General features: G+C 71.0%; 23 protein-coding genes. 7 read left to right on the top strand and 16 right to left on the bottom strand.

Annotated elements, in window-relative coordinates; genetic code table 11:
• Positions 1 to 598: 598 nt before the first annotated feature.
• Both ACQ0O7_RS31820 and ACQ0O7_RS31815 read right to left on the bottom strand, forming a co-directional pair.
• Positions 599 to 1186, bottom strand: a complete 588-nt coding sequence (locus tag ACQ0O7_RS31820) for a hypothetical protein (RefSeq protein WP_430787515.1) — start codon at positions 1184 to 1186, stop codon at positions 599 to 601.
• Positions 1183 to 2130, bottom strand: a complete 948-nt coding sequence (locus ACQ0O7_RS31815) for a DUF5937 family protein (RefSeq protein WP_430787513.1) — start codon at positions 2128 to 2130, stop codon at positions 1183 to 1185. Before ACQ0O7_RS31815 ends, ACQ0O7_RS31820 begins: the two co-directional genes overlap by 4 nt.
• Before the next feature lie 65 nt (positions 2131 to 2195).
• Between ACQ0O7_RS31815 and ACQ0O7_RS31810 the strand changes: the two genes are divergently transcribed.
• Positions 2196 to 3386 carry an MFS transporter gene (locus ACQ0O7_RS31810; protein WP_430787511.1) on the top strand — a complete coding sequence of 397 codons (1191 nt, stop codon included), beginning with the start codon at positions 2196 to 2198 and terminating at the stop codon, positions 3384 to 3386.
• A 201-nt stretch (positions 3387 to 3587) separates the two neighbouring features.
• Complete coding sequence (locus tag ACQ0O7_RS31805; RefSeq protein ID WP_430787509.1) at positions 3588 to 3986, top strand: PPOX class F420-dependent oxidoreductase; 399 nt, start codon at positions 3588 to 3590, stop codon at positions 3984 to 3986.
• On the opposite strand, the gene ACQ0O7_RS31800 is transcribed toward ACQ0O7_RS31805, so the two are convergent.
• Positions 3983 to 5803, bottom strand: coding sequence for a PH domain-containing protein (locus tag ACQ0O7_RS31800; RefSeq protein ID WP_430787507.1), 1821 nt, complete (start codon positions 5801 to 5803; stop codon positions 3983 to 3985). The genes ACQ0O7_RS31805 and ACQ0O7_RS31800 overlap by 4 nt on opposite strands.
• Positions 5800 to 6285, bottom strand: coding sequence for a PH domain-containing protein (locus ACQ0O7_RS31795; protein WP_430787505.1), 486 nt, complete (start codon positions 6283 to 6285; stop codon positions 5800 to 5802). Before ACQ0O7_RS31795 ends, ACQ0O7_RS31800 begins: the two co-directional genes overlap by 4 nt.
• Positions 6286 to 6327: 42 nt before the next feature.
• Here ACQ0O7_RS31795 and ACQ0O7_RS31790 point away from each other — a divergent pair, with 42 nt between their 5' ends.
• Positions 6328 to 6822: a hypothetical protein gene (locus ACQ0O7_RS31790; RefSeq protein ID WP_430787503.1), complete on the top strand. Its 495-nt coding sequence runs from the start codon at positions 6328 to 6330 to the stop codon at positions 6820 to 6822.
• Here the strand turns inward: ACQ0O7_RS31790 and ACQ0O7_RS31785 are convergent.
• The 4 genes from ACQ0O7_RS31785 to ACQ0O7_RS31770 all read right to left on the bottom strand — a co-directional run bounded on the left by ACQ0O7_RS31785 (position 6773) and on the right by ACQ0O7_RS31770 (position 10974).
• Positions 6773 to 7504, bottom strand: coding sequence for a class I SAM-dependent methyltransferase (locus ACQ0O7_RS31785; RefSeq protein ID WP_430787501.1), 732 nt, complete (start codon positions 7502 to 7504; stop codon positions 6773 to 6775). The genes ACQ0O7_RS31790 and ACQ0O7_RS31785 overlap by 50 nt on opposite strands.
• A 143-nt stretch (positions 7505 to 7647) precedes the next feature.
• On the bottom strand, positions 7648 to 8202 hold the full coding sequence (locus ACQ0O7_RS31780) for a PadR family transcriptional regulator (RefSeq protein ID WP_430787499.1): 555 nt from the start codon (positions 8200 to 8202) through the stop codon (positions 7648 to 7650).
• A gap of 10 nt (positions 8203 to 8212) precedes the next feature.
• Positions 8213 to 8986, bottom strand: coding sequence for a crotonase/enoyl-CoA hydratase family protein (locus ACQ0O7_RS31775; RefSeq protein WP_430787497.1), 774 nt, complete (start codon positions 8984 to 8986; stop codon positions 8213 to 8215).
• A complete protein-coding gene (locus ACQ0O7_RS31770; RefSeq protein WP_430787495.1) occupies positions 8983 to 10974 on the bottom strand; it encodes an FAD-dependent oxidoreductase in 1992 nt (663 codons plus the stop codon). Before ACQ0O7_RS31770 ends, ACQ0O7_RS31775 begins: the two co-directional genes overlap by 4 nt.
• A gap of 105 nt (positions 10975 to 11079) precedes the next feature.
• Between ACQ0O7_RS31770 and ACQ0O7_RS31765 the strand changes: the two genes are divergently transcribed.
• From ACQ0O7_RS31765 to ACQ0O7_RS31755, 3 genes are read left to right on the top strand one after another with little or no spacing between them, the layout of a single operon-like run.
• Entirely contained in the window at positions 11080 to 12336 is a 1257-nt protein-coding gene (locus tag ACQ0O7_RS31765) for a glycosyltransferase family 4 protein (RefSeq protein WP_430787493.1), read from the top strand.
• A complete protein-coding gene (locus tag ACQ0O7_RS31760) occupies positions 12330 to 13052 on the top strand; it encodes a class I SAM-dependent methyltransferase (protein ID WP_430787491.1) in 723 nt (240 codons plus the stop codon). Before ACQ0O7_RS31765 ends, ACQ0O7_RS31760 begins: the two co-directional genes overlap by 7 nt.
• Positions 13039 to 14076: a prenyltransferase gene (locus ACQ0O7_RS31755; RefSeq protein WP_430787489.1), complete on the top strand. Its 1038-nt coding sequence runs from the start codon at positions 13039 to 13041 to the stop codon at positions 14074 to 14076. The genes ACQ0O7_RS31760 and ACQ0O7_RS31755 overlap by 14 nt, the downstream gene beginning before the upstream one ends.
• A gap of 204 nt (positions 14077 to 14280) precedes the next feature.
• Here the strand turns inward: ACQ0O7_RS31755 and ACQ0O7_RS31750 are convergent, their stop codons facing one another.
• The 5 genes from ACQ0O7_RS31750 to ACQ0O7_RS31730 all read right to left on the bottom strand — a co-directional run bounded on the left by ACQ0O7_RS31750 (position 14281) and on the right by ACQ0O7_RS31730 (position 21170).
• On the bottom strand, positions 14281 to 14916 hold the full coding sequence (locus ACQ0O7_RS31750; RefSeq protein WP_430787487.1) for a class I SAM-dependent methyltransferase: 636 nt from the start codon (positions 14914 to 14916) through the stop codon (positions 14281 to 14283).
• A 724-nt stretch (positions 14917 to 15640) separates the two neighbouring features.
• Positions 15641 to 16150, bottom strand: a complete 510-nt coding sequence (locus tag ACQ0O7_RS31745) for a hypothetical protein (protein ID WP_430787485.1) — start codon at positions 16148 to 16150, stop codon at positions 15641 to 15643.
• Positions 16151 to 16261: 111 nt separating this feature from the next.
• A complete protein-coding gene (locus tag ACQ0O7_RS31740; RefSeq protein ID WP_430787483.1) occupies positions 16262 to 17209 on the bottom strand; it encodes a ricin-type beta-trefoil lectin domain protein in 948 nt (315 codons plus the stop codon).
• 647 nt (positions 17210 to 17856) lie between these two features.
• Entirely contained in the window at positions 17857 to 20526 is a 2670-nt protein-coding gene (locus tag ACQ0O7_RS31735; protein WP_430787481.1) for a VIT domain-containing protein, read from the bottom strand.
• A complete protein-coding gene (locus ACQ0O7_RS31730; RefSeq protein WP_430787479.1) occupies positions 20523 to 21170 on the bottom strand; it encodes a MerR family transcriptional regulator in 648 nt (215 codons plus the stop codon). Before ACQ0O7_RS31730 ends, ACQ0O7_RS31735 begins: the two co-directional genes overlap by 4 nt.
• A 23-nt stretch (positions 21171 to 21193) precedes the next feature.
• Here ACQ0O7_RS31730 and ACQ0O7_RS31725 point away from each other — a divergent pair, with 23 nt between their 5' ends.
• Positions 21194 to 21991, top strand: coding sequence for a cyclase family protein (locus ACQ0O7_RS31725; protein ID WP_430787477.1), 798 nt, complete (start codon positions 21194 to 21196; stop codon positions 21989 to 21991).
• Between the two features lie 116 nt (positions 21992 to 22107).
• Here ACQ0O7_RS31725 and ACQ0O7_RS31720 read toward each other — a convergent pair whose 3' ends face one another.
• The 3 genes from ACQ0O7_RS31720 to ACQ0O7_RS31710 are packed head-to-tail and all read right to left on the bottom strand — an operon-like array spanning position 22108 to position 25955.
• Positions 22108 to 24210: a peptidase M6 immune inhibitor A gene (locus tag ACQ0O7_RS31720; RefSeq protein WP_430787475.1), complete on the bottom strand. Its 2103-nt coding sequence runs from the start codon at positions 24208 to 24210 to the stop codon at positions 22108 to 22110.
• A 57-nt stretch (positions 24211 to 24267) separates the two neighbouring features.
• A complete protein-coding gene (locus tag ACQ0O7_RS31715; protein ID WP_430787473.1) occupies positions 24268 to 25059 on the bottom strand; it encodes an ABC transporter permease in 792 nt (263 codons plus the stop codon).
• Positions 25056 to 25955: an ABC transporter ATP-binding protein gene (locus ACQ0O7_RS31710; RefSeq protein ID WP_430787471.1), complete on the bottom strand. Its 900-nt coding sequence runs from the start codon at positions 25953 to 25955 to the stop codon at positions 25056 to 25058. The genes ACQ0O7_RS31715 and ACQ0O7_RS31710 overlap by 4 nt, the downstream gene beginning before the upstream one ends.
• Positions 25956 to 26063: the final 108 nt, after the last annotated feature.

Genomic DNA, 26063 nt, shown 5'->3' with positions numbered 1-26063 from the left:
CGCCCTACGCCTGGCCGGCCGCACCGACATCACCGAAGCCACCCGCTGGGCCAACCGCGACATGACCAGGCCATTCACCATCCTCGGCCTCACTGGATGATGTTGAAACGGCCGTGGGGTGGGGGCAGGGGGCGGACACTCGCGTGGGGAACTGACTGCGAGCGGGCCAGAGGTTGGGAAGAAGACTCGGGCGGTGGTGAATCCGCCAAGATCTCGGTCGGTTGCCGCGGCGAGGGATTGACTGGAGCTCGGCACGGAACCGCGCGGAAGTCTCATCTCGGTGGTGAACGATCAGGATCGAGATGAGATCGGTCAACCCGGCGAAAGTTGTGGCTCGTATACGCGTTGAATCGTGACGAGTCCGTGAGCGGCCGGGGCGAGTGAGTGCGGTTGATCATCGGCCTGGTCGAGTGCGTTCGGGTAGGTGGCTGTGATGGTGGTGGGCGTTCTGTGCGGGGTGCGTGATACCGGTGGCCACCGCATTCGGCCCGGCGGTCGCCGGACGGTCGGGAGTAAGTGCGGACGTCGCGGGGACGAGGCTTGAGGGTCCGGTTTCTGTGGGGCTGACGGGCGTACCGGCGCGGGGTTGAAATGGTTTTCAGCTCGTGGGTGGGGTGGGCAGGCTGTAGCCGAAATCCAGAGAGAACGTTCTGTCTACCCAACCACCGGCATCCTCGGCCCCCGCAGGACCCAGCCCGGCCGTGCCCAACCGCGACCGCAGCGCGGCGGCCTCGGCGCAACGATCGCGGGACGTGATGAGCCGTCCGGCCTCGAGACCGAACTCGATCACCCGGTCGAACAGCCATGCCGGCCGGAATCCCATGTTCAGATAGCCGAGGGACACCGGGCCGGCACCGCCGAGCAGCCGTCCGGTGAACGGCACCGGGGCGCGGAGTCCGGCGTAACCGTTCCCGGAGCCGGCCCAGTGCCGGGTGTGCCGGGGCCGCACCCCGAACAGTACCGGCGGCGTCCTTCCGTCCTCGGGCGGCCCGAGCAGCACCGAGTCCAGCACGAGACGGCCGTCGCGCAGGGCGTACGCGCAGATCGACCCCCGCCAGCAGGCCGAACCGAACCCGGCCGGGTGGTAGCCGTGCGCCCGCGGATCGAACAACCCGGACCCGTCGACGGCGGTGATCGCGAACTCGGTGTCCGAAAATGAGATGGTGTCGGGAACCTGCGACGTCATCCGGACAGGATGTCGCCCATCGGGGTCCGGCGGTAGAGGACCGACCGGCCGGACCGGGCCCGCTGCACCAGCCCGGCCCGCGACAGCACCCCCAGATGGTCGCCGACCGCGCCGACCGCCAGATTCAGCGCGCGGGCCAGCTGGCTGGTGCTCGCCGGATCGGCCAGGGTCACCAGGATCAGCGCCCGGGTACGCCCGATCAGCGCGGCCAGCTGCTCCGGCGCCTCCGGCGGCCCGTGCTCCAGCAGGGTCGCCACCCCGCGAGCCGGGTAGACGATCGCTTTCGGCCACGGATCGTCGGCGAACACGGCGATCCCCGGCCAGATGAACACCGACGGCACCAGCAGCAGCCCGGCCCCGTCCAGCCCGGTGGCCCCACCTCGGTAGCCGGGCAGATCGATGCCCCCGTCCCGCCAGCGGACCTTCGGGTGCAGCCCGTCCAATGCCGCCCGCCAGCCGTCCCGGCCGAGTTCGGCGGAGCGGTGCACCACGTCGCGTTCGCACAGCAGCCGCAGCCGGGGCCAGTCCGCGGCGACCAGTTCCGTCCACGCCCGGTCCAGGAACCCGGCCAGGCGGTCCAGCACGTCCGGGGCGTTCAGGAGGGCGTTGTCGGACACGTACCGGGCGATCTCGCGCCGGACCGTCGCCGGGGGAGCGGTGCGGATCGCGGCCAGGTCGTCGCCGATGGTCTGGCCGAGCCGGGCCGGCGGCGGGCAGATGAAGTTGGCCCCGCTGGTGTCGTTGTGCAGCACCAGCAGCGCGTCCAGCGCCGGATCGGCCCGCAACCGGGCGAACGCCGGCCGCAACCGGTCCAGCCACCGCGGCGCGATCCCGCGGCCGTGCGGCCCGGCCAGCGCCCGCAGCAGGTTCAGCAGCTCGAACACCGGCGACAGGGCGAACCTGGTCCGGGCCAGATCCTCGGCACCCACCACGAACCGCAGCACCCTTCGACCTTACGTCCCAGAGCGAAACATTCGATTGCCGTACGCACGGGGAGCAGTCTCCTGGCATGCCTGTCACCGACCGCCCCGCGACCTACCGGGAAGTCTTCGCCGAACCGGTGTTCCGGGCCCTCTTCGTCGCCCGGGGCGTGTCGATCAGCGCCATCAGCCTGCAGATCTTCGCCCTGTCGGTGCTGGTGTACGCCACCACCGGCTCGCCGCTGCTGAGCGCGCTGGCGTTCGGGGCCGGTTTTCTGCCGCAGTTCGCCGGAGGCCTGCTGCTCGGCTCCCTCACCGACCGGCTGCCGTCCCGCCCGCTGATCACCGGCGGGTACCTCCTGGAAGCCGCACTGGCCGCCACCCTGGGCCTGGCCGACCTGCCGGTCCTGGTCAACCTGCTGCTGGTCGGCGCGGTGGCGGTGTTCACCCCGGTGTTCGCCGGAGCCGCCGCCCGGGTCGTCGCGGAACGGCTGACCGGCGACGCGTACGTCCTCGGCCGCTCCCTGACCAGCATGTCCTCCTCCGCCGCCCAGCTGCTCGGCCTGGCCGCCGGTGGGGTGGCGGTGGCCGCGATCGGCGCCCGGCACGCCCTGCTGCTGGCCGCCGCCGCACACCTGCTCACCGCGGTCATCGTACGGTTCACTCTGCCGGACGAGCGCCCGTCCACACCTCACGACGGGGGAGCGGTCCGGGACAGCTGGACCGGCGCGATCGGCCTGCTGTCCGACCGCGGACTGCGCGGCCTGTTCCTCGCCCAGTGGCTGCCGACGGCGTTCGCGGTCGGCGCCGAGGCGCTGCTGGTGTCGTACGGCGCCCGCCGCGGCTTCCCGCCCGGTTCCGGAGCACTGCTGATGGCCGCCTCCCCGGTGGGCATGCTGCTGGGCAACCTGGTGGTCGGCCGGCTGCTGCGCCCCAGCGTCCGCGAACGCCTGGCCGCCCCGCTGGTGGTCCTCTTGGGAGCCCCGCTGCTCGCGCTGCCGGCCGCGCTGCCACTACCGGCGGTGGTGACGGTGCTGGCGGTGGCGGGCGCCGGGTTCGCCTACAGCCTGGGCCTGCAGCGCGAATTCCTGGAGGCGGCCCCGCCCGCCCGCCGGGGCCAGGTGTTCGCCCTGTTGTCCACCGGCATGATGGCGTTACAGGGCGTCGGCCCGCTGGCCTTCGGCGCCCTGGCCGAATGGACGTCCCCGTCAGCCGCGATAGCCACCGCCGGCGCCGCCACCTGCCTGGTGGCCCCGATCATCCACCTGGCCCGCCGCTAGGTCCCGCCGGCGCCGGTTCTGGTCGTCGAGTTCGTCGCCTGCCGGGCGCAGACGCTGAACGAACGCGGCGGCGTGTGCGCGTGGCCGGGGCGGGCCTGGCGAACACCGCTCAGTCAACGGGGCCGCCTGGAAGCGCGGAAACCGGCCGGCCGGCCGTAGGCTGACCGGTGGACCAGTTCTACACGGTGAGTAGGAGAGCGCATGAGTGGCGTGGACATTCCCGAGGACTTCAAGGATCTGCTGGAGCGGCCGCTCTTCGCGGATCTGGCTACGGTTCGGGAGGACGGGACGCCCCAGGTCAATCCGATGTGGTACGCCTGGGACGGCGAGTTCATCAAGTTCACGCACACGAACTACCGGCGCAAGTTCAAGAACATCAGCGCCAACCCGGCCGTCGCCATCTCGATCATCGATCCGGAGAACCCGTACCGGTATCTGGAGGTTCGTGGGGTGGTCGAGCGGATCGAGCCGGATCCGACCGGGGCGTTCTACGTCGAGTTGGCGAAGCGGTACGACGCGCCGTTCGGGACCGAGGCACCGAAGGACGCGCCGGACCGGGTGGTGCTGATGGTGCGGCCCACCGTGGTCAGCAAGCACTAACCGTCGAGCACGGTGTCGGCCAGGTGCGGGGTGGCCTCTCTGATCAGGGTCAGCGCCTGGTCGACACTGACGTCGGGGGCCTGGTAGTGGCGGGAGCCGGCCGCCGTCGCCACACCGACGGTGGCCCGGCCGGCCCAGCGCTGGAACAGCGACTGTTCGACACTCCAGCCGATCACGGCGCGGTTCTGCAGGGCTACCGTGGTGCGGCTCAGGGCTCCACCCCGTACCACCAGGTAGTCGTCTTCGACGGTGTGACCCAGCGACCGGTAGGCGACCACGGCCAGGGGCAGGGCCACCGGGATCAGCAGCAGCGGCAGTGGCCACGCCCAGCCGGGCAGCGGCAGCAGCCACAGTGCCGCGGCGATCAGGGCCGGGACCGATGATGCCCAGCCGACCCGTCGCCACAGTGCGCCCCGGGGGTGGGGCCGTAGCGGGTACTCCAGTGGGCGGCTGCCGTCCGGCAGGATCTCGGCGGCCAGGTCGCGGGCCTCGGCGAGACGGACGCGGGGCAGGATGTCGCCGCCGCCCTCCCCAGCGGCCGAGCCGGTGAGCAGCAGTTTCGTCTTCGTCACGTGGAGCGGGCGGGTCAGCAGTGGTTCGGCGAAGGAGATTCCGCGGGTACGGTCGTCGGAACGCTGCACGGTCTTGGTGGTGAACAGGCCGTGCCGGGTGATCAGGGTGCCGCCGGTGCGGACCAGTTCGAAACCCCAGTTGTCCACGACGAACGAGCCTGCCTTGACCGCGAATGCCAGTGGGATGGCGATCAGCGCGAGTGCGACGATGCCGAGCGTGCCGGTGCCGGACAGGTCACGGATGGTCCGGAACAGGTCCACCCCGAACGGGCGTAGCGCCCAATGCAGGCCGAACACCATGACGGCCAGGGTGACGACGGCCTCCGCGGTGAAAGCGTTGACCGAGATCCACGAGCGGCGGAAACGAACGATCAGCTGCTCTTCGGGCGACGTTTCGGAAATGTCCGAAACGACAGGAAGGGTGACGGTGGGATGACCGTCGCCGGGGACGACCCCGGCGACCCCGGCGACCCCGGCGGCAGGCCCACCGGAGACGCCGCGAGAGGCATCGACGGAGGCGCCATCAGCGATGACGCCAGGGACGCCGCCGGGAGCGCAGCCAGGGGCGCCGTCGGGAGAGATGCCGGGGGCGCCGTCGGGAGCGCCGCTGGGAGAGATGCAGGGGGCGACATCGGGAGCGCCGCTGGGAGAGATGCCGGGGGCGCCGCTGGGAGAGACGCCGGGGGCGCCGTCGGGAGCGCCGCTGGGCGAGACGGCGGGGGCGACGGCAGGAGCGACGCCCGGGACGGTGCGCGCGGACCGCAACTCCCGCTGCACCCGTTCCGCGCCGGCCTTGTCCAGCGCGTCCAGCTGAAACGACGACTCGGCCTCCCCGGACCCGATGTGAACGGTCCGCAACCCCAGCAGCCGGGGAATCAGCCGAGCCGAACTGTCCACCGATCGAATCCGGTCACGCCCGACGATCTTGTGGGTGCGGGAGATCCAGCCGGTACGCATCTCCACCCGCTCCGTCGTGATCCGGAACCGGGTCGTCTGCCACCGCTTGAGATCCCCGACCGCCCCCAGCAGCCCGAACACCGCCCCGGCCACCAGCGGCCACACCGGGTCGTCGCGCAGGGCGATCCCCAGAAACCCGGTGACCGACGAGATCACCAGCCGGATCAGCCCGAGATGCACGACCCGGACGCTGAGCCGCCGCCACGGCTCCTCGGCGACGGTGGCACCGGGGGCACCGGGGGCACCGGGGGTGCCGGGGGTGCCGGGGGTACCGGGGACGCCGGTCACGTGGCGTCCCCGACGGTAGCCGCGGTGACCTCACGCAACCGGTCCACAGTGGTCTCGGCGTCGGCCACGCTGACCCCCTCGATCTCGACGTTGCCCTCCGCCGAGGCGGTGATCACGGTGATGGTGGCGAGGCCGAGCATCCGCTGCAGCGGCCCGATCCGCGTGTCGATGCTCTGGATCCGGGAGACCGGCACCACCTGCCATTTGTAGGTGAGCCAGCCGGTCAGCGCGTACACCGCGTCGTCGGTGGTCTCCCAGCGGTGCACCCGGTACCGCCACGACGGCATGATCGTGATGTTGATCGCGTAGAGCACCGCCAGCACGATCAGAACCGGTCCCACCCATGGCCGGGTCACCTCGGCGAAGAACCACACCGCCCCGAGCACCCCGAGCACCACGGCACACCAGATCACCGCGTCGATCGTCCGCCACAGCACAAACCGTCGATCGAGCCGCCGTCGCGGCGGGCGCAGAGGAACCATGACCCCATGGTGTCGTGCGCGTGCCAGCTACTGTGCCGCCCCATGGACGATCGACTTGAACGGCTCGTGCGGCAGTACCGGCGCGAGCTGCTGAACCGGGACGAACTGGCCGGCGAGATCGTCGAACTGCTGCACCGCGACCGTGCGCTGCTGCCGATCGTGGCCGGGCACGCCGACGCCGATGTCCGCCGGGGCGCCGTCGTCTTCCTGTCCGAACCGTGGCCGTGGCCGGATCCGTCGCGGGCGGCCGTTGACGTGCTGCTGCGGGACGAGGACCCCGAGGTCCGTGCGCCGATGGCGGCCGTGGTCGAGGCGCGCGGCCGGCCGGTCACCGAGTTGCCGGCCAACGGCTACGAGGTCCGCTATCTGCTCGCCAACGCGGACCTGGCCCGCACCCTGGTGGACGAGTTGATCGCCGCGGGTGACCCGTACACGCTGGAGCTCCTGGCCACCAACCCGGGGCTTCCGCCGGACGTGCGGCAGGCGGTCATCCGGCGCGCGAACCCAGCACCAGGGTCGTCCGCAGATCCAGGGTGACCGTGCCGCCGAAGTCGTCGATCAGACGGCCGAGCCGCTCCAGGCCACGCCGCTGCAACTCCGGCGAGTGGCGCAGGAACGGGCCGAAGGTCCGCGTGAGGTCCAGGTAGGCGGTCCGGTCCAGGGGGAGCGGTGTGTTCACCACCTGCTTGTGTACGCCGGTGAAAAGCCCCGCCGCCAGCACGTCCTCGTGGAACCAGTCGACCGGCCGGTCCTGAACCGTCGGGTCGAGGTCGTTCAGTGCGGCCTGGATCGCGGCGCCCTGAGCGGGATCGGCATAGCCGTACCGGTGTCCGAAAATGGCCAGCGTTCCACCGGCCGAGAGAGCGTCGCGGGCCCGTTCGTTGCGGGTCGCCGGGTCCAGCCAGTGCCAGGCCATCGCGCAGCCGAGCACGTCGACCCCACCCGGCGGCGGTGTCCACTCCTCGAAGGTGCCGGTGTGGACGGTCGCCGACGGGAAGCGCGCGATCAGCGGGGCGGCCATCCGAGGATCCGGTTCGATGCAGGTCAGCGTGCCGCCGAGGCGGGCGAGGACGGCGGTGCCCTTGCCGGTTCCGGCGCCGATCTCGGCCACCGAGGCGGGTTCGCGCCCGTGGAACGCCAGGATCGCGTCGGCGAAGGACGCCGGATAGCCGGGCCGGGCCGCGTCGTACAGCCCGGCGACCTCACCGAAGAGCCGCATCGTCACTCCTCACCACAACCATCCTCCGGTACGCCCGGCACCTACCGCCGCAGTCGTCATGCCCTGCCGCGTCCCCGCGAGGAGGGTGCCACACCGGACCGTCCGGCGGGCGCCGGGCCGCATGCGGTGGTTCCGGACGACACTCATGGAAAACGCCGCGACAGCACGTCCAGGGCCAGTCGCGCCCAGGCGATGTTCTCCCGCTCGAAGGTGATGCCGCGATGCAGGGTCAGATAGGGCCCGAGCCGGGTGCCGGTGGCCAGGAACTCGGCGTCGGTGCGACTGCCCAGGATGTCGGCGAGGCGCCGCTCGTACCCGGCAAGCCGGTCTTGACTGTCGGCCATGTGTGAGCGGATCGACTCGCGGACGCTCGGCACGTCGCCGTGGGACAGCGACTCGACCTGGATCAGCAACTCGTCCCGGACCGTGGTCGGTTTGGGGCGGCGCAGCGAGAACGCGTGCAGCGCCTCCCGCCCGGCCGCGGTCACCGAGAAGATCCGCTTGTCCGGCCGTTTGTCCTGCTTGACGATCCGGGCGGCGAGCAGGCCCTCGGCCTCCATCTTCTCCAGTTCCCGGTAGAGCTGCTGCGGGGTGCAGGTCCAGAAGTTCGCCACCGAGCTGCGGAACTGCTTGGCCAGGTCGTACCCGGAGGCCTCCCGGTCGACCAGGGCCGCCAGCAACGCGTTCCTCAGTGCCACGCCGGCAATCCTACGGACGATCGCCGGGCCGTTTCATGCCGGAGCCGGTCCGTTTCATGCCGGCCAGCAGCCGGATCTGCTCGCGCCGTTCCCGGGCGAAGGTGCGCCGGGCGCTGCCGGTGACCGCCCCGTTCACCAGCCGTTTCGCGGCGGCGAGCGCGGCCGGCGACCGGCTCAGCAGGCCGGTGGCGAAGGCGGTGGCCGCTGTCTGCGGGTCGTCGTGCACCTCGGTGACCAGGCCGAGCCGCTGCGCCGTGGCCCCGTCGAACTCCTCGGCGGTCATCGTCAGCTTCTTGGCCACGTCGGCGCCGAGCAGCTCGGTCAGCGTCCGCATGCCGGTCATGTCGGGAATGATGCCCCACTTGCCCTCCAGCACCGACCACCGCGAGTCCGGGGTGGCGAACCGGAAGTCGGCGGCGAGCGCGATCTGCAGCCCGCCGCCGTAGCAGTGCCCGCGCACCGCGGCGATCACCGGAACCGGCAGCCGCCGCCAGGCCCAGCACGCCTCCTGGAACAGGTTGGTGCCCCGCCACGGCAGCGGCACGAACGCGGTCGCGATCCGGCCGGGGGTCCGCAGCGTGGTGGCGATGTCGAGTCCGGAGCTGAACGAGTCACCCGTACCGGAAATGATCACGCTCTTGACCGTGCGGTCCTTCTTCAGCGTGCGGGCGGCGCGGACCAGTTCGGCGAGGGTGTCGAGGGTGAGCGCGTTCAGTTTGTCCGGCCGGTTGAGGCGGACGGCGGCGATCCCGGTGGCGGAGACGGTGGTCTCGACGAGGCTCACAGTCGCGCCGCCAGTTCGGTGGCCTGCTTGATGGCCCGCTTGGCGTCGAGTTCGGCGGCCACGTCGGCGCCGCCGATCACGTGCGCCCCGTCGCGGGCGGCCAGATCACGCACCGAGACCTGGCCCGCGCACAGCACCACCGTGTCGACCGCCAGTGTCCGTGATCGACCATCGACGGTGAGGTGCAGTCCGGCGTCGTCGATCCGGTCGTAGGTGACACCCCGCAGCATGGCGACCCCGGAGTCCTGCAACGTGGCCCGGTGCACCCACCCGGTGGTCTTGCCCAGCCCCTTGCCGAGTGCCGTGTCCTTGCGCTGCAACAGATGCACCTCCCGTCTCGGTGGGGCCTTCACCCGGGTGGTCAGCCCACCACGGGCGACAGCCGGATCGGTCACACCCCAGCGCCGCATCCAGTCGTCGAGTGGCTCGTCCGGCGCGTGCAGCAGGTACTCCGCGGCGTCGAACCCGATCCCACCGGCCCCGATGATCGCCACCCGCTCGCCGGCCTCGGCGTCACCGCTGATCAGCTGCTGATAGGTGATCACCGACGGGTGCTCGATCCCCGGGACGGCCGGGATCCGCGGCTCCACCCCGGTCGCGATCACCACTTCGTCGAAATCGGTCAGGTCGTCGATCGTGGCCCGCGTCTTCAAGTGCAGCCCGACACCCCGGAGCTCGATCATGTGCCGGTAGTAGTCCAGGGTGAGCGCGAACTCCTCCTTGCCCGGCACCCGCGCGGCCAGCCGGAACTGCCCGCCGATCTCCGCGCCCGCCTCGAACAGCTCGACCCGGTGCCCGCGCCCGGCCAGCTCGACGGCCGCGGCGAGCCCCGCCGGGCCGGCCCCGACCACCACGATCTTCTTGCGGGTACGGGTCGGCGCCAGCACCAGCTCGGTCTCGAACCCGGCCCGCGGGTTGAGCATGCAGGTGGCGCGCTGGTTCTTGAAGGTGTGATCGAGGCAGGCCTGATTGCAGGCGATGCAGGTGATGATCTCCCGCTCCCGGCCCCCGGCGGCCTTGTCCACCCAGTCCGGGTCGGCCAGCAGCGGCCGGGCCATCGACACCAGATCGGCCTCCCCGGCGGCGAGGACCTGCTCGGCGGCCTCCGGCCGGTTGATCCGGTTGGAGGCGACCACCGGCACGCCCACCTCGCCGCGCAGCTTGCCGGTGACCCAGGTGAACGCGCCGCGCGGCACCGACGTGACGATCGTCGGCACCCGGGCCTCGTGCCAGCCGATCCCGGTGTTGAAGATCGAGACGCCCGCCTCTTCGAGCTGTTTCGCCAGGTCGACGGTCTCCGCCCAGGATTGGGCGTCGTCGACCAGGTCGAGCAGGCTGATCCGGTACTGCACGATGAAGTCGTCGCCGCACAGCTCCCGCACCCGCCGGACGATCTCCAGCGGGAACCGCATCCGCTTCGCGGCCGAGCCACCCCACACATCCGAACGATCATTGGTACGGGCGGCGAGGAACTGATTGATCAGGTACCCCTCCGAGCCCATGATCTCCACCCCGTCGTACCCCGCCCGCCGGGCCAGCAGCGAGGCGCGGGCGAACGCGGTGGCGGTCCGGTCCACCTGCCGGGTGCTCATCGCCCGCGGCCGGAACGGCGTGATCGGTGACTTCTTCGCCGAGGCGCCGAGACTGAACGGGTGGTACGAGTACCGCCCCGCGTGCAGCACCTGCATCAGGATCTTGCTGCCGTGTTCGTGCACCGCGTCGGTGACGATCCGGTGCTGCAGCGCGTGGCTCTCCCGGGTCATCCGGCTGCCGAACGGCGCCAGCCACCCCCGCCACGTCGGCGCGTAACCACCGGTGACCATCAGCCCGACCCCGCCGCGGGCCCGCTCGGCGAAGAACGCGGCGAGCTTCGGCAGGTCGTCGAGGCGGTCCTCGAGTTTGGTGTGCATCGACCCCATGACCACCCGGTTGCGCAGCGTGGTGTGCCCGAGATCGAGCGGGCTGAGCAGGTGCGGATACGTCGTCACGCCCGGAGCATATGAGCAATGAAGTGCATAGTAAATAAGTTGACTATGATCGCGGCGGGCTAGAGTGATCGAGTTCGAGGGCTAACACTGGTGGATGGGCTGTAGTTGACTTCTCTTCGTATCGCCCTGCTGTCGTACCGGAGCAAACCGCACAGCGGGGGCCAGGGCATCTACGTGCGGCACCTGTCCCGCGAACTCGCCGCCCTCGGGCACCGGGTCGAGGTGATCTCCGGGCCGCCCCTGCCGGAGCTGGACGAGGGCGTCGCCCTGACCGTCCTGCCCAGCCTCGACCTCTACCGCGAGCCCGATCCGTTCCGGACACCGAAGCGCGAGGAGTTCACCTCGGCTATCGACGTGCTCGAATGGCTGGCGATGTGCACCGGCGCGTTCCCCGAGCCGCTCACCTTCTCCCTGCGCGCCTGGCGGCACCTTCACCGGCGACGCGGCGACTTCGACGTCATCCACGACAACCAGTGCCTCGGATACGGCCTGCTCCCGCTCGCCCGCCTCGGCACCCCACTGGTGGCCACCATCCACCACCCGATCACCGTCGACCGCGACCTGGAACTGGCCGCCGCCCCCGACTGGAAACGGCGGGCCTCGCTGCGCCGGTGGTACGCGTTCACCCGCATGCAGGCCCGGGTGGCCCGTCGCATCCCACACCTGACCACGGTGTCGCAGGCGTCCCGCACCGAGATCGTCGAAGCCTTCGGTGTCACCCCGGACCAGCTCAGCGTGATCGGCGTAGGCGTCGACACGGACACCTTCCGGCCCGGCCGCGGAGACCACACCGGGCCGGCCCGGATCGTCTCGGTGGCCAGCGCCGACGTGCCCCTCAAAGGACTGCCCGAACTGATCGAAGCGGTCGCCAAACTGCGCGCCGAACGCGACGTCGAACTCGTCGTCGTCGGCTCGGCCCGCCCCGACGGCCCCGCCGCGCAGGCCATCACCCGGCTCGGCCTCACCGGCGCCATCCGGTTCGTCTCCGGCATCAGCGACGACGAACTCGCCGACCTGTTCCGGTCCGCGACCGTCGCCGTCGTCCCGTCCCGCTACGAGGGGTTCTCGCTGCCCGCCGTCGAGGCGATGGCCTGCGGGGCGCCACTGGTCGTCACCACCGCCGGAGCGCTGCCCGAAGTGGCCGGACCGGACGGGCTCGCCGCCCTGCACGTGCCACCCGGAGACGCCGGGGCCCTCGCCGCCGCCGTCGGCCGGCTGCTCGACGACCCCGAACTGCGCCGCCGGCTCGGCGCCGAGGGCCGCCGCCGCGCGGTCGAACACTTCACCTGGCGGCGGACCGCGATCCGGACCGCCGAGTGGTACGAGCGGGCGATCACCAAGGAAAGTGAGAACAGATGCTGACCGTCGACTACGACCGGCTGGACGTACGGCCCGGGATGCGGGTCCTCGACCTCGGATGCGGCGAAGGCCGGCACACCTTCGAGGCGTACCGGCGCGGAGCCGACGTGGTCGCGCTCGACCTGAACGAGACCGACCTGGCCACCACCCGGAAATGGTGCGCCGCGATGGCCCTGGAAGGCGAGGCGCCGGCCACCGCGAGCGCGACGACCGTACGCGGCAATCTGCTCTCCCTGCCTTTTCCGGACGCCAGCTTCGATCGGGTCATCGCCTCCGAGGTGCTCGAACACATCCCCGACGACGTGACCGCGATCCGCGAACTGGCCCGGGTGCTGCGTCCCGGCGGGCTCGCCGCCGTCACCGTGCCCCGATGGCTGCCGGAGCGGGTGTGCTGGGCGCTGTCCGACGAATACCACGCCAACGAGGGCGGGCACGTGCGCATCTACAAGGAGGACGAACTCGCCGCCCGGCTGACCGAAGCCGGACTGACCGTGACCGGTAACGGGTTCGCGCACGCGCTGCACAGCCCGTACTGGTGGCTGAAATGTGCCATCGGAGACGCGGCGCCGACCCGGGCGTACCACAAGCTCCTGGTCTGGGACATCGTCGACAGGCCCGCCGTCACCCGGGTCGTCGAGCAGGCCCTCAACCCGCTGATCGGCAAGAGCGTCGTCATCTACCTGGCGAAGGAGGAGGTGCTCGCGGGTGTCGGTGCCTGACCTGCCGGGCGTGCTCAGCGCCGACGACATCAGGGCCACCGTCGCCACCATCGCCGCCGACCAGACAGCCGACGGCCTGATCCCCTGGGAGAAAGGGCAGCAGGCCGACCCGTGGGATCACGTCGAAGCCGCCATGGCCCTGGACGTGGGCGGGGAGACCGCGCGGGCCGCCGCCGCCTACGACTGGCTGCGGCGCCACCAGCGTGCCGACGGTTCCTGGGCTTCCCGGTACGAGCCGGACGGCACCGTCGCCGATCCCACCGCGGAGACCAACCACGCCGCCTACCTGGCCGTCGGCTGCTGGCATCACTGGCTGTGCACCGGCGACGACGCGTTCCTGGCGCGGATGTGGCCGGCCGTGCGCCGGGCCCTCGACTTCGTGACCGGCTGCCAGGCGCCCGGCGGAGAGGTATGGTGGGCGGCCGGCGACCCGGTCGCCCTGCTCACCGGATCGTCCAGCATCCATCAGGCACTGCGCTGCGGCATCGCGATCGCCGAACGGGTCACCGACCCGCAACCGGATTGGGAACTAGCCGCCGACCTGCTCGGCACCGCCCTCCGCGACCGGCCCGCGGCGTTCGCGGACAAGTCCCGCTACTCGATGGACTGGTACTACCCGATCCTCGGCGGCGCCGTCCGCGGCCCGGCCGCCCGCCAACACCTGGACACCCGGTGGGACGAGTTCGTGGTGCCCGGCCGGGGCGCCCGCTGTGTCGCCGACCAGCCGTGGGTGACCGGCGCGGAGACCTGCGAGCTGGCCCTGGCCCTGGACGCGATCGGCGACCGGGCCGCCGCGGAAGCCCTGGTGGAGGCGATGCAGCACCTGCGCGAGGAGGACGGTTCGTACTGGACCGGCCTGGTCCTGACCGATGGTGTCCGCTGGCCGGTGGAACGCACTACGTGGACCGCCGCGGCCGTGGTCCTGGCCGTCGACGCGTTGCAGGCGGCCCACCCGCGCTCAGCCATCTTCCGGTCCCAGCCGGGCGCGTTCTCCCAGGCCGACGTGGGTTCCGGCATCGCGTAGACCTCCTCGCGGCCCCTGTCCCGCCCGCACCGGCCCGCCCGCCTGTACCGGCCCGCCCGCCTGTACCGGGCCGCCCGCGCCCGTCTGCCCGGCCCGCGTCCGTCTGCCCGGCCCGCGCCCGCTCGCACCCGCCTGCCCGTGCCCGCTCGCATTTTTCCTTTTTGCCCCTTTATGCTTCGGCCTTAGTCTTCGCGCCGGGCCAGGTCAGGCAGCTGTCGCCGGAAGCCGGTCGCGTCGCAGCAGCCGCAGCGACCCCTGCCCGTCGAGTTCGGTGAACTCGCCGCTGTCCAGGGCTTTCCGGTAGATCCGGTAGGGCGCCTGCCCACCATCGGCCGGATCGGGAAAGACATCGTGAATGGCGAGAATCCCACCGACCGCCAGATGCGGAGCCCACGAGGCGAGATCCCGCTGAGCCGACTCATCGGTGTGACTGCCGTCAAGAAACAAAAACGCCAGCGGAGCGGCCCACAACTCGGCGAACTCCTCAGCTCGAGCCACCACCGCGACAACCACATCCTCGGCCCCCGCCGCCGCGATGGTCCGCCGAAACCCGGGAAGCGTGTCGATCATCCCGACCGCAGGATCCACAAGTCCCGGATCGTGGTACTCCCATCCCACCTGATGCTCTTCCGACCCCCGGTGATGGTCGACGGTGACAACTTTGCCACCCCGCCCCCGAGCCGCGGCAGCCAGATAGAGCGTCGACTTCCCCAGCCAGCTCCCCACCTCGAGCAGCGGCCCGGCCGGAGCCCCGAACGCGGCCCGAGCCAACGCCATCCCCTCATCCTCAGGCATGAAACCTTCAGCCGCAGCAGCCGCGGAGAGCAGATCAAGATCCATACCAACATCCTATTTACGTACGCCCACCGCCCACTCCCAAGCCCACCCCCTAAATCCACAGCCCAGACCCTGACGGTCAGTTGTTCCAACGGCGGCCAGGAATGGTCTCCATGACGTTCTCGCAGCTAAAAACCCTTCCTCAGGTATTCGTCAGGTTCCCCACCCCCGGATCCCCGTCGACTCCCACGCTGCCCGGTTCGTGCTCATAAGTCCGATACCTCACCTCCGGTATCTCACCCCCGAAACCCCGTCGAACGCCCACACTGCCCGGTTCGTGCGCAGACATCTGGCACCCCACTCCGACGGAGTAACACCGACGCCAGACGGTGAGCACCTGCCGGGCCCAGAACACCAACGCGAGCACCCGATCCACCAACGTGCGCGCCCACCAACCCAGCCCAGCCCAGCCGCCCAGCCCAACAGCCCAACAGCCCAACCGCCCAACCGCCCAACCGCCCAACCGCCCAACCGCCCAACCGCCCAACCGCCCAACCGCCCAGCCCAACCGCCCAACCGCCCAGCCCAACCGCCCAACCGCCCAGCCCAACCGCCCAACCGCCCAGCCCAACCGCCCAACCGCCCAACCCAACCGCCCAGCCCAGCCCACCCGTGCAACCGCCCAGCCCAGCCAAATCGTGCAACCGCGCAGCCCGGCCGCCCAGCCCAACCGCGCAGCCCAGCCCAGCCGCTCTCCAGCAGTGGCCCGCGAAAACCGGACGTGCGCCTACCAGAGTGAGACAGCCCGATCAGCGGCCGCCCGGATCAACGACCCATCCAAATCGGCTCGCGTCTCCGAAATCCCTTGCGCGGGCCATTCGGCGACAACCGTGATCGCTCCCTCCGGCGGCAGCGGCGCAACCCAGTACCGCATCTCATACCGCCGTCCACCGCCCCCGCCGTCCTGTCCGATCAGCACGGGCCCGGCGAGTTCGCGCTCCCAGAGATTCCACGGATGCCGGTCCAGATTGGTGACCACGCTCCCGTCCGTGAACCCCAACCCGATCCGCAGGAATTCCGGCCCCGGCGGCTCGTCGAACCGCTGGAACCCGTACTCGAACACCCGCCCTCGCCGATCCTCCTCCCGAAGCACGACGACGATCGTGAATTCGAACCCGTTCGGAAACGCCGCCACCCCGGTCAACCCCAGGGCGGCACTGCCGCTGCGGGCGACCAGGAGTTGAGTGGCCACCGCCCCGCCGATGCGGTCCTCGGGCCGCATCCAGCCGGGCCGCACCGGAACGCCGGGATCGGGCGCCGGATCAAACGACGGCACCCCATCGAAGAATCCCACCCGGTCAGCCTGCCATCTGATGCCGTTCCCTCGCGCCCCCCGTTTCCCCGGCTCTCAGCCGAACGTCCAACTCTGGTTCCTGCCCCCAGCACAGAGCGTGACCACAACGGCGTTGGCGGGACGGCTCCCCGAGTTCGGGTCGGTAAGGCACTGCCCGTTGGCCGTGTTGATCAGCACACCGTTGTCGAACAGTTGCCACCGTGTGGCGAAGCGCCCGTCACAGCTGGTCAGTTCAACGGACCCGTCGCGTGCCTGGGCGGCGCACATGTCCAGCACCTCCAGGGTCCGATCGGAGTTGAGCCGCCACCGCTGTGGGCTGGTGCCGTTGCAGTCGTCGACGTGCACGTCCCGGCCGTCCGAGGCCCGCCCTCCCCGCAGGTCCAGACACAACCCACTGCCGTTGATCAACAGTCCTTGCCCGGTGGGGATCGCACTCGGCAGCAGATCGATCGGCGGAGCCGGGGCCGCCGACGTGGGTCCACCACCGGTTGACGGCGAGGCTCCCGCGGACCGGCTGGCCGAACCGGAACCCCCAGGCGCCGGCGTACGTGTACCGCCCCGCGTCACGGTCCCACCACCCGGGTCGCCACCACTTTCAACAGTGCTGCCGTCACCGGTGAGCCCGTCGATGGTGCTCTTTTCCTCACCCGCGCTAGGTGTGAGGCTGGGCCCGATCACCGCGGGATGCGACAGACCCGGCTGGGAGGAGACCCACTCGGCTTCGGGGGCGGGCCGCATCAGCGCGTAGCCGGCCACCCCGGCCACCGCAGTGACCGCAGCCCCGATCAGGATCAGCGATCGTCGAGAGCTGGACGTCCCCGGCTCGGCCGGCTCAGCCGGCGCGGCCGGCGCAGCGGGCAACAGCTGTGTGGGTACTTCCCCGGCCCCCGCCTGGGCCGGCCAGGTGGACGTGGACGGCGCCGGCGCCTGCCGATCCCCGTCCGGCAGAACGAACGGCCGCACCAACAGCGGATCCCGCTCGTCGCCCAGTTGTTCACCCACTTGACGTACCCACCCCCAGCTCTGACATCGGTGCCTCAACTTACCGGCCCCCGCCCACCGATGTGGTGCCGCGGGCCACCGATAACTGTCACTTCACCACCCGGTAACCACCTTCTGCCCAGCCGCTCAGACCCACAGCTCCACCTCAATCACCCAACACTCCAAAGAACACCGCGAACGCTCTCCAAGAGGGCGTTCGACCCGAGAGAACCCCAGCCACGAATCCGCTCCCCACAACCCGCAAACCCGGCCCGTCGCCCGCCCCGCAAATCGGACCCGCCAGCCCGGCCCGCATCTGGCCGCAGGCCCGGCCCGCATCCGGCCGCAGACCCGACCCGTCGGGCAGGCCCGCATCCGGCCGCAATCCCGGCCTATAGGCAGGCCCGCGATCCGGCCCGCATCCGGCCGCAGACCCGGCCTGTCCGGTAGGCAGGCGATCCGGCCAGTCAGACAGGCGCCCACATTCGGGCCACAGCCCCCGGCCCCGAGTCCGGACTGTCAGCCCGGCCCGAAACCCCGGTGCCCGCAACCTCGGCGGGGCGCCCGGCGACTACGTGGCCCGTGGTGCGGGCCGGGGCCGCCGGATGTGCTGAGGCCGTCAGGCCCAGCAGCACTCATCCGGCGAGACCCGGGCGCGTGTGAATTTGTCAGGACTTCCAGAAGGGCCGCTTCTTGGCCGGCCTGGCAGCAGCGAACTCCTCCAGGACCCGGATCGCCGTTGCCCACCGGTCGTCGAGACCGGTGTCTCCACGAAGGATGCCGACCAGCTCGCGAACGGGATCGGCGGCACTGTCGGTGACCGGCTCCAGCAGTACAGCCAAACGGCTGGCGAGGTCGTCGAGCAGATCGCGGCGGTCCATCGCGGGCTGGTTCGTGGCCTCCCGCAGCCGGCTCACCTCAACAGCCGCCAGCTCCCGCAGCTCGTCGGTGACCTGCCCGCCGCCGTTCGGCGCGGAACCACGGGAACGACGCCCGCCCAGACCCCCCGCCGGCCGTCCCGCAATCCCTCGCAAAGCGGACATTGGTCCACTGCCCGCAGCCTCCGGCGCCGTCGGCCCACCGGGAACTCCGCTCGGCGCGGCCGAGCCGCCAGAACCTCCCGCGGGTGCCGCCGGGCTACCAGCGGTAACGCCTGGTGCCGCCGGGCTGACGGGCGCTCCAGCCGGTGCTCCGGGGGGACCTCCGGCCGGTGTAGCGCCCACCGAGTCGGGGGTGGTCGCCGGGCTGCTGTCCGCCACGCCCGAGTAGGACGGCGCCGGGGGAGCGGCTGAAGGGCCGGACTTCGCGGCGAACGAGGCGCCGGTGCGCGGGCCCGCGAAGCGTGGGCGTGCCGGGCCGGGCGCGCCCGGCGTCGGCGGCTGCGGCGGCAAGGCCATCGGAGCCCCCATCGGGGCGGATGGGCCGCCGGCGAACGGGGACGCTGCCGCGACCATGTGGAAGGCCGGTGCGGGCGGTGGCGGCATCTCCCAACCGGACGGCAGTTCCACCGGCTGGGTGACCCGGCGGGTCTGGCCGCCCTCGTTCACCACCCGCTCGTCCACCGCCACGAAAGCGGTGAACCGGCACAGCACACCGAACCGCAGCGACGTACCGACGATCTCCGTCTCCAGAGAATGATCGCCGGACGCGTACGCGTCCTCGAGGTCGCGCAGCCGGGCCCGCGCCCACAGTGAGGGGACCGCCGGCTCGGAGTGTCGCTGAACCACCACCTGGGTGCGGAACTCCTGGTCGTCACGGGTCCGCCCGGTCACGGTCAGGGAGCCGTCGACGGCGCCGGAATACCGTCCGGTGATCACGAGTGGCACGCCGGGGTAGAGGCCTGGCAGGCGGGCCGGGCTGCGGGTGCCGTCGATCGGGGTGAACCCGGCGCCGGTCACGGTGAGCCCGGTGACCACCGGTGCGCCGATCCGCCGGTGGATCTGGTCCATCGCCTCGTCCAGGCGGTCCTCGCTCTCGACCAGCTCGGCCCGGCCGGCGCCGATTGCGGCGAGGCGGCCGAGGAAGCCGGCGTTGACCGCCCGGTCGATGCCGACGGTGTGCACCCGGATCCCGCCGATCAGGGAACTGACCTGTTTGACGATCTGGTCCTCGTTGCCCACCTGCCCGTCGGTGACCAGGACCAGCACGCGGTCACGGCCGGGGCTGTCGGACAACATGCCGAGGGCGGTGGTGAGAGGGCTGAGCAGTTCGGTCCCGCCCCGGGCGTCGGCGCGTGCCAGATGCTCCACAGCTCGGTACCGGTTGCGGTCGGTGGCGTCGACGAGTCCGCTTCCGAGCCGCTCCGGCCACTCGACCTCGTGGTCGAAGGTGAGCACCGCGAACCGGTCGGCCGCGGTCAGGGTGTCGATGACCCGGGCGGCGGCCCGGCGTGCGGCCACCATCTTCCAGCCGCCCATGCTTCCCGACCGGTCCAGGAGCAGGATCACGTCTTTCGGGCGTGGTGCGGCGGTCGCCGCCGGCGGCAGCACCACGAGTTGGTACGTGCCCTGCTCGCCGTCCTCGTCGGGGACGGCCACCGCGGACTCGGATCCCGGCGCGAACTCCAGGCGGAGCACGAAGTCGCGGTCGGCGCGCTCACCGGGGGCGATGCGCAGGCTCCCGTCGTGCTCGGTGACCGTGTGCAGGCTGGAGCGGACGTCGCCGAGCTCCAGCCCGGCCGGGTCGATGTCGACGTTGATGGAGAGCCGCAGCGGGTTGGGGAACCCGGGCAGCAACACCGGTGGCGAGATGCGTGAGGCGTCCGGCACGGCGTCGGTGTCGGGCTGCTGGCCGTCTCCGGCCTGTGGGCCGCCGAGGGGCTCGCCGGGCACGTAACGTGGCGCGACGACCAGCGGGAAGCGGAAGGTGGCGGCGCCGTCCTCATACGCCAACGGGCCCACGAGCTGCAGGCGGACCACCACACGCTCGCCGGGCAGGATGTTGCCGACCCGCATGGTGAACACGTCGGGCCGCTCCTCTTCGGCGATGGAGGCCCGCTGACCGGCCGCGACCGCCTGGTCGTACTGCTCGCGGGCGGCGCCCCGCTCGCGCAGCTCCGCGGTGACCACCCGGTCGGCCGCGGTCATCGTCATGCCGGTGACGGCGGCCCGGTCGGGCAGCGGGAAGACGTAAGTGGCCTCCAGCGCGGTGTCGTGGCCGTTGACGAACTCGGTGGTCAACTCGGTCCGCACGAGCAGGCCGCTGATGGCGGCGCGGACGTCGAGACGGTCGAGGGGCAGGTTGCCGCGCTCGGTCAGCAGAGTGCCGAGCCCGGCGTCACTGACGGTCCGGTGGCGCTCCAGCTCGGCCGGCCCCATCGGGTTCACAGAAATGATCATGCGTCTCTCCCATCGGTGAGCCCGCGGGACGCGAGCAGGTCTAGCAGGGGCCGGGCTGCCGCGACGATGTCGTCGCGATCGATGTCGGGGACGTGCCATGGCAGCAGCAGGATCACACCGCTGCCGAGCGGAACGCCGGTGATCAGGCCGGGAACCGGTGTGGATGCGGGGCTCAGGTCGTCGAGCGCCGCCTCCAGTGCCCGCCGGGTGGCGCCGGGTGGGTGATGGTCGTCATCCGGCGCGGGTGGGGGAGTGCGGCCCGGTGCGGCGGGCGCGGTCTTCCAGAACTGCGGCCGGACGGTGTCGTCCGCCGGTGTGGTGTCACCGCCGAGCAGATCCGGCGGCACCCGGGCGACCTCTGCCAGCGTCTCCTCCGAAACGCCGGACAGCTCGCCCTGGATCTCGGCCAGGGTGAGCCCGGCCGCCTGCCGTCGCTTGATCGCGACGAGTTGCAGCAGGTGGCGTGGCCCGTAGAAGACCGTGCGCCCCCGCGTGCCGAGGGGCCGGTCGACCAGGCCGATCGTCGTATACCACCGGATCGACCTGCGGTCGGGGACCTCCCGGACGCGGCCGTTGGGGGCGCCCGGATACTCCGCGGCCAGTGCCGCGCTGACCCGCTCGACCAACTGCTCCATCGTCCACATGCCCCGAGAATGACACTGTCATCATGACAGTGTCAATGGCAGAATGGCGGCACGCGATCGACCGGCCGGGTTCGGCGGGCGTCCGCGTGCCTGGATCACGACGAACGGGGGCTGCCATGAACGGCGACGAGATGTTGAGGCGAGTGAGGCTGGTCAGCCTGTCGCACGTGAACGACCCAGCGCGGGTGAGCGTGTTCCCGGGCGATCCGCCACCACGCCTGGAGACCGTCGCGACACTCGACCGCGAGGGCTTCTATCTGCAGACGGTGTTCGCCGGCGAGCACACCGGCACGCACTGGGGAGCACCCGGCCACTTCACCCCGGGTGGCCTGCTGGCCGACGAGATGACCCCGGAGGACCTGTTCCGCCCGGCGGTCTGCGTCGACGTGCGGGCGGAGTGCGCGGCGGATTCCGGTCATGCGGTGACCGTTGCCGACCTGCGGCGATGGGAGGCCGAGCACGGCCGGATCCCCGACGAGTCGGTGGTGGTGATCCGGACCGGGTGGGAGGAGCGGTTCGGCACCGCCGGGTTCCTCCCGCATCCCGGGTTCGCGCCGGAGACCGTCCGGTGGCTGGTCGACAGCGGCCGGCTGGGGGAGCGCGGCGGCACCGGCACCGACGCGTTCAGCCCCGACGTCAGCGGCGACACCTGTTTCACCGTGTCCCGGCTCGTCTACCGGCAGCGGCGGATCAGCCTGGAGTGCCTGGCCAACCTGGCGGAGCTGCCCGCCACCGGGGCGTGGGTGCTCTGCGGCGGGCAGATCAACAAGGCCGGCTCCGGTTCGACCGCCCTGATCTACGGAGTGCTGCCACCAGGCTGACCCGGTCATGTCGCGCGGTGGGTGCGGGCCCCGTCCCGGCCACCCGCGTGCGAGCGGCCGGGACGGACTGACGGTGCTGCGGTTGATCGAGTGGTGGAGGTGTTGCGGTGATGCGACTACGACTTCGGGGCGGCGGCCGGGTAGGGCTTGCCGTCGACCTTCAGCGTGTACGGGGCGGACTGTGTGACGGCGCCGGTGGGCTCGTCATAGGCGATGATCGCTACGACTTTGGGGTAATGGCGGACGTCGGCGTAGTCCTCGAGCGGGACCACCTTGGCCTTTCTCCGCGCCAGCCCGACCAATGTCACGTTCCAGTTGTCGACAGCGACCGGGCGGATCTGGGTGGGCGACTTCCAGCCGTCCAGGCTGCCGCCGCCGATCGAGGTGGCGCCGACCTTCACATCGGAGAGGTGCCAGCCGCCGATGCTCACGGCGCCGTCACTGACATAACGGAAACCGATGAGGACACGCTTCTTGGCGTACGCCTTGAGGTCGAAACTCAGGGTGACGTCCGCTGCCTTACCGGTGATCGCCGGGCCGAGCGGGCCGTCGACGGTGCGATCACCCTTGAGGACCTGATAGGTCTTGCCACCGTCGCTGGAGACCGTCACGTATCCGTAGTCGAATTTCTCCTCCAGACCGTAGGTCGTCTTGAACCGCAGGACCGGGTCGGTGGCCGGCACGTCGACCTGGCGGACCACCGTCTCGTCGGTGCTCGGGGTGTTACCGGAGAAGAGCATCCCGGCGTCGATCGTCCAGGCCAGCGGCTTGGGCGGCAGGGTCCGCGCGCCGTCGAAACGGACGGTCCGCCAGTCGTCGGGCAGTTCGATGTAGTCGGCGCCGTTCGGGGTCACCCCCGCATTGCCGTACGAAGCGGGGTTGTCCAGGTTGACCGTGGTGTGCAGGCTGTCCGAGGTCACCCGCTTACGGGGTACGCCTTTGACGACGCCGCGCCGTTCGCCGACCACCTTGTCGACCAGGGTCATGATCTGGAAATCGTGCAGGACGTCGTGCAGCTTCTGGCCCTTGGGCAGAGCGGCGGCGACGGCGGCGAGGCCGTGGTTCTGCTTGTCCTGGTGCAGGGTGGTGAGGATCTTCGCGCCGAACCGGTCCCGCAGGTAGAGCATGAAGGCGTAGGCGATGCCGTAATCGGCGAGGATCTCGTCGGGTTCACCCTCGGACCAGATGTTGAGCGAGTTGGACGGGCCGCCGCAGTTGCGCGGGTTCGGGTTGTACGTGGTCTTCACACTGCCGAAGCCCTGGTAGCAGACGATGTGGTTGTCGAACCCGCGGTGGTAGACACCGAGCGACGCGTCCACATAGCCGGTGAGCGTCTGGGCGTAATCCGCCAGTCCCTCGCTGATCCACACCTCCTCGTCCGGGTCGGTGTAGTAGGCGAGCAGATGCTGCCATTCGTGGGCGAATGTCGACTCGTACATCCGCGGCCGGCTCGGCCGGCTCGCGCAGACGTCGTCGGCGGGCTCGTGCTGGGGATCGGCGCCGGTGCGGTGCACCCAGTCGAAAGCGTCGATCGTGATCACGTTGCGGTCGAAGAGCTCGTTGAGCTGTTCGGAGAAGAAGCCGGAGATGTATGTCTGCCGCTTCGGGAACTCGAAATAGTTCTCGTCGCGGATGTTGTCGACCAGGGTGACGGTCCGGTTGCCCGCCCCGGTGAAGTCCCCGGGCAGGCCGGCGTTCGCGCCACTGCGGTCCGGTGGCGTACTGAAAGCCGTGGTCTCCTTGGGGTAGATGTTCTCGTCGAACTCGCGGATCAAGGCGCTGACCTGGGTGTCGGTGACCTCGGTGGCGGCCTTGCCGCGGCAGTCGCCGTCCGGGAAGGCGATGTCCTTGGCGACCCACACCTCGATGTGCTCGCCGACTCCGCGCAGCGTGTAGTCCTTGCGGTAGACGTCGCCGTCGATCTCGTTGAGGCCGGCCCAACTGCGGACCGTGCCGATCTCCGGGGTCGGCGCCGCCTTCCGCCCGCTGGGCCTCGGAACATAACTGGCGAACGGGAGCGGCTCACCGTCGAGGGTGAGCCGGTCCAGGTTCGGTTCACGGGTGTCACTGATGTTCGGCGGCCATCCTCCGTCGAAGGACGCTCCGGGAGGCGTCGGGTTCGGGCGGGGGACGGTCGGTGGCGCGGCCGGCGCCGGGCCAGCGAACAATGGGATGGAAGCGGTGATTGCCGCGAAGCTGGCAAATAGGGTACGCGTCACGTCTCGGGACGCTACCTCTGATCGCCGGATCGTGACGCCAACACCGGCCGTTGTGGATCAGGAAACCTCCCGGCGGAGCACACGGACGGTGCCCACGAGCAGCGGAAGCACCACCCAGACCCCGACCGAGACCCCCAGCCGGGCCCACTCACCCGACGTCATGTCCGGCTGGCCCAGCGCCTGCGAGGTGACGTTCAGATCCAGCCAGGCGGCCACGTCCCGCAGGCCGGTGATGGTCTCACCGAGAATCGTCCAGACCGTGGGGAGCGCGAAGAAGATGACGATCGCCAACGGTGTGTTCAGCAGCAGGGCACCGAACGCGACACCCATCAGCACGAAGATCAGCTGGCTCAGCACGCTCTGCCAGACCAGCGACGAGTCCATGCTCCAGGTGCCGTCGGCGCCCAGCCCGATGGCCAGCAGGTTGGCCGCGGCGGCCCAGAGCGCTGTGGCGGCCGTGGCGGCGATCGCGATCAGCGTGGCCGCGGCGATCTTCGCCACCATCACCCGCCCACGAGCCGGCACCAGGGTGAAGGTTCCCAGAGCGGTCCGTTGCGACCACTCACTGGTCACCGACAGGATGCCGAGCACCGGCAGGAGGATGGCCGACGGGAGGAGGCCGAAACCGTACATGGCGCCGAAGGTCTGTTCGGACTCGGAGGCCCAGCCCAGCAGGATCGCCGAGGTCGCCGCGGTGGCCACACCGATCACGATCAGCAGCCACATGCCGGCCCGGGTGTCGGCGAGTTTGCGCAGCTCGACGACGGTCAGTCGGGTCAGCGGGACCGGATCGCGGACGACGGCGGGCAACTCGGCCGGACGGGCGGACACGGGTGCGGTCGTGGTCATCGGGAAACCCCCTGGAGGTCGGAGCCGGCGGTCAAACGCAGGAACATCTCTTCGAGCCCGCCGGAACCGGCCGGCCGCAACTCCAGCAGCACCACTCCGGCCGCGGCAGCCGCCTGGCCGATGGTCTGCGGATCGGCCGGCACCAGGACGCTGCCGTCGGTCGAGGGCGTCCCGGTGAGCCCCATGCGCCGCAACAACGCGTCCAGCGCCGCCGGATCGGTGGTCCGGACCATCGTGCCGGCCGCGCCCAGCAGCGTCTCCTTGTCACCCTGGGTCAGGATGCGCCCGCCACCGATCACCACCAGCCGGTCGGCGATCACCTCGACCTCCCGCAGCAGGTGGGAGGAGAGCAGGACCGTGCCACCCCGGTCGGCGAAATCGCGCAGCAGCCCGCGCATCCAGTGGATGCCCTCCGGGTCCAGCCCGTTCGCCGGTTCGTCCAGGACCAGAACGGCAGGATCACCGATCATTGCGTACGCGAGACCGAGGCGCTGCCGCATGCCCAGCGAGTACGCCCGCACCCGCCGTTTGGGCGCGGCGCCGGTCAGCCCCACCCGGGCCAGCCGGTCGGCGACCCGCCCGGTGTCCAGCCCCATCGTCATCGCGGCCAGGGCCAGCACCTCGCGCCCGGTCCGCCCGGCGTGCTGGGCCGACGCGTCGAGCAGCACACCGACGTGCCGGCCCGGGTTGCCGAGCCGCTGGTACGGCACGCCGCTCACCGTCGCCCGGCCGGACGTCGGCGGGGTGAGGCCGCAGATCATCCGCATCGTCGTGGACTTGCCGGCCCCGTTGGGGCCGAGGAAACCCGTGACCGTGCCCGGCTCACAGGTGAACGACACATCGTCGACAGCGCGCTGCGCACCGTACGTCTTGGTGAGGTTCTCGACCGTAATCATGCGATCCAGCGTGCGGGCCGGGAAAGGGCGCCCGCGTCGGCCATCGGTCGATGCCGGTAAACCTTCGTCTAGGGCGAGACCTCGACTTTGGTCGGTATCGGGCCGTGT

Origin of the sequence: Actinoplanes sp. G11-F43, assembly GCF_050589265.1 — a bacterium.
Lineage (GTDB): Bacteria > Actinomycetota > Actinomycetes > Mycobacteriales > Micromonosporaceae > Actinoplanes.
Note: the sequence above shows the minus strand (reverse complement) of the source record. Positions and strands in the feature narration are given on the sequence as shown.

What these genes read in the sequence shown, in the direction of transcription:
- ACQ0O7_RS31820 (WP_430787515.1), bottom strand. Translation starts at nt 1,186, where the DNA reads ATGACGTCGCAGGTTCCCGACACCATCTCATTTTCGGACACCGAGTTC.
- ACQ0O7_RS31810 (WP_430787511.1), top strand. Translation starts at nt 2,196, where the DNA reads ATGCCTGTCACCGACCGCCCCGCGACCTACCGGGAAGTCTTCGCCGAA.
- ACQ0O7_RS31805 (WP_430787509.1), top strand. Translation starts at nt 3,588, where the DNA reads ATGAGTGGCGTGGACATTCCCGAGGACTTCAAGGATCTGCTGGAGCGG.
- ACQ0O7_RS31795 (WP_430787505.1), bottom strand. Translation starts at nt 6,285, where the DNA reads ATGGTTCCTCTGCGCCCGCCGCGACGGCGGCTCGATCGACGGTTTGTG.
- ACQ0O7_RS31790 (WP_430787503.1), top strand. Translation starts at nt 6,328, where the DNA reads ATGGACGATCGACTTGAACGGCTCGTGCGGCAGTACCGGCGCGAGCTG.
- ACQ0O7_RS31785 (WP_430787501.1), bottom strand. Translation starts at nt 7,504, where the DNA reads ATGCGGCTCTTCGGTGAGGTCGCCGGGCTGTACGACGCGGCCCGGCCC.
- ACQ0O7_RS31760 (WP_430787491.1), top strand. Translation starts at nt 12,330, where the DNA reads ATGCTGACCGTCGACTACGACCGGCTGGACGTACGGCCCGGGATGCGG.
- ACQ0O7_RS31750 (WP_430787487.1), bottom strand. Translation starts at nt 14,916, where the DNA reads ATGGATCTTGATCTGCTCTCCGCGGCTGCTGCGGCTGAAGGTTTCATG.
- ACQ0O7_RS31735 (WP_430787481.1), bottom strand. Translation starts at nt 20,526, where the DNA reads ATGATCATTTCTGTGAACCCGATGGGGCCGGCCGAGCTGGAGCGCCAC.
- ACQ0O7_RS31730 (WP_430787479.1), bottom strand. Translation starts at nt 21,170, where the DNA reads ATGTGGACGATGGAGCAGTTGGTCGAGCGGGTCAGCGCGGCACTGGCC.
- ACQ0O7_RS31725 (WP_430787477.1), top strand. Translation starts at nt 21,194, where the DNA reads ATGACAGTGTCAATGGCAGAATGGCGGCACGCGATCGACCGGCCGGGT.
- ACQ0O7_RS31715 (WP_430787473.1), bottom strand. Translation starts at nt 25,059, where the DNA reads ATGACCACGACCGCACCCGTGTCCGCCCGTCCGGCCGAGTTGCCCGCC.
- ACQ0O7_RS31710 (WP_430787471.1), bottom strand. Translation starts at nt 25,955, where the DNA reads ATGATTACGGTCGAGAACCTCACCAAGACGTACGGTGCGCAGCGCGCT.